Origin of the sequence: Actinomadura logoneensis (assembly GCF_003428695.1) — a bacterium.
Classification (GTDB): domain Bacteria; phylum Actinomycetota; class Actinomycetes; order Streptosporangiales; family Streptosporangiaceae; genus Spirillospora; species Spirillospora logoneensis.
In genome coordinates, this window is the sequence record NZ_QURH01000599.1 from 1 (window position 1) to 2050 (window position 2050).

Sequence of the window (2050 nt, forward strand, 5' to 3'; positions counted from 1 at the left end):
CCGGTGCGCGCCCAGCGGCGGCTGGCCGCCGAGCGGCGCGTGGGCGCCCTTCGGAGGGTGGGAGCCGCGGGGCGGGTGGTTGCGGAGCGGCCGCAGGACGTGCGCCAGTTTCGACGCGGCCCCGCGCGGGTCGTCGACCCGGTGCATGCGCTCCCCCCAGGACCACCAGAAGTAGTGGTCGCGGGTCTCCGGCGCCGGCGCGCAGGTGACGTCCTCGGCCAGGCTCGCCGCCTCCGGGTTCACCACCCGCAGGAACGCCGGGCCGGACCGGGTCCGGACCACCCGCGCGACCAGGCCGCGCGTGTCGAGTTCGTGCTCCAGCTCCTCCAGGTAGCCGACGCGCTCGTCGTGTGCCACCTGCGCACCCCCTCCGTCTTCCGTGCATCCCGAGGACCGCTCGTGCCGTTCCCGTGCGGCGCCGGACGGCTCCGCCCGCCGCGCGGGAGATGATCTTCACCCCGACCGCGGCCGGACCCCCACGTGATCGAACTCAGTGCTTCCGTACCATTACTCGCGGCGAGAATCGCAACTCCAACGGTGATGGGTCAAGGGTCCGCCCGTCCGCCGAAGTACGGGATTCCCTCTCCCCGGGGGACGTCCGCAGACCTCGGAGGAGAAATCTCTACCCGGGGGAGAGAAGGCGCCTCCACCCCGTCCGTGTTTCTCGGGAATGGCTTGGCCTGCCCCGGTGCGGGCGTTACGCTGCGTGCGCAAGAGACTATTTCTCGTATCGCCTGCTCATGGCGGGTGTGCGGGGAATCTCCGTCCGATGAGGTTGACCTAGCTACCGGTCGCCGTGGCCCCGAGGTCTGGCCCTCGCTCCGAGGACCCCCCCGGCCCAGCGGTGAGGAGGCCGGAACGATGTCAGACCCCCCGAAGAAGGAGACCGAAATCGCGCGCCGGATCAGGGCGCGCGGTCTCGCCCGGGGACGCACCCCCGCCCAGATCGCGGTCGACATCCACGATCAGTGCGGGCCGCTGTTCGGCATCACGCCGATCAAGGCGCACCGCCTCGCTCACGGCGTCGCGCTGTCCGACATCGTCGCCCAGGTCCGCGCGCTCTTCGAGGTGGACGGCAAGCCCGAGCCCAAGCTCGGCGACACCCTGCTGTCGGCCTACGAGAGCGGCTACAAGCGGCCCGGGCCCGAGTACCTCCACTACCTCTGCGCCGTCTACCGGGTCGAGCCCGACGACCTCGGATACCGCAGTCCCTGCATCTGCGGACGCGGCCACGCGACCCGTCCCGCCGAGACGGCCGGCGGCCCGGGTCCCGCGGCCGTCCCGTCCCAGCGGGAACCGGGTCCCCGTCCGCCGGCCGAAACCGACGCCCTCATCGGGGCGGTGGTGGTCCCGGCACCGGACGACCGGCACTGGATCTCCGTCAGAAACCCCAGGGGACCGGACCGCGCTGACGGCCCCGCCTCCATTGATGTGGGAGAGGAGGACATCGTGCTTCGTAGGACCCTGCTGAGCCTGCTGGCCGGATCGGGCGTGGTGACGCTCGACGGCCAGATCCTCGGCGCCGTGGACAACCTTCGGCGCAAGATGGACGACACCCTGGTCAGCGCGACCGTGTCACCGACCATGCTCGACCAGTGGGAGGAGACGACGCTCGGCTACGGCCAGCAGTACCAGGCGACCCCGTCGCTGCGCATGCTCTGCGACGTGCTGCTCGACTTCTCCGAGGTCCGGCGGATGGCCGACAAACGCCAGCCCGTCGAGCTGCAGGAGCGGCTGCTGCGGATCGCCGCCCAGCTGTCCGGGCTGTCCGGACTGATCATGATCAACCTCGGCGACCACCGGCTGGCGCGCTCGTTCTTCCGGACCGCCCGGACGGCCGCCGACGAGACCGGCGACCGCAAGCTGCGCGCCTGGGTGACCGTGCGCGAGGCGCTCGTCCCGATGTACTACGGCGACCCGCGCGAGGCGCTGCACCTGGCCCGCAAGGCCCAGGACCTCGCCGGACGCGACCCGAGCGTGGCCGCCGCGATGGCGCCCGCGGTCGAGGCGCGCGCCCTCGGCCAGCTCGCGCTGCGCGGCCGCGGCGACG

The 2050-nt window shown here is 72.4% G+C and carries 2 protein-coding genes; one reads left to right on the forward strand and one right to left on the reverse strand.

All coding sequences use genetic code 11. The annotated features are described in order from the left end of the window. Positions 1-357, reverse strand: a 357-nt coding sequence (locus DZF91_RS24550) for a hypothetical protein (protein ID WP_235834523.1), incomplete at its 3' end; no start/stop codon positions are given. Positions 358-861: 504 nt separating this feature from the next. Between DZF91_RS24550 and DZF91_RS24555 the strand changes: the two genes are divergently transcribed. Next, positions 862-2050, forward strand: a 1189-nt coding sequence (locus DZF91_RS24555) for an XRE family transcriptional regulator (protein ID WP_235834524.1), incomplete at its 3' end; no start/stop codon positions are given.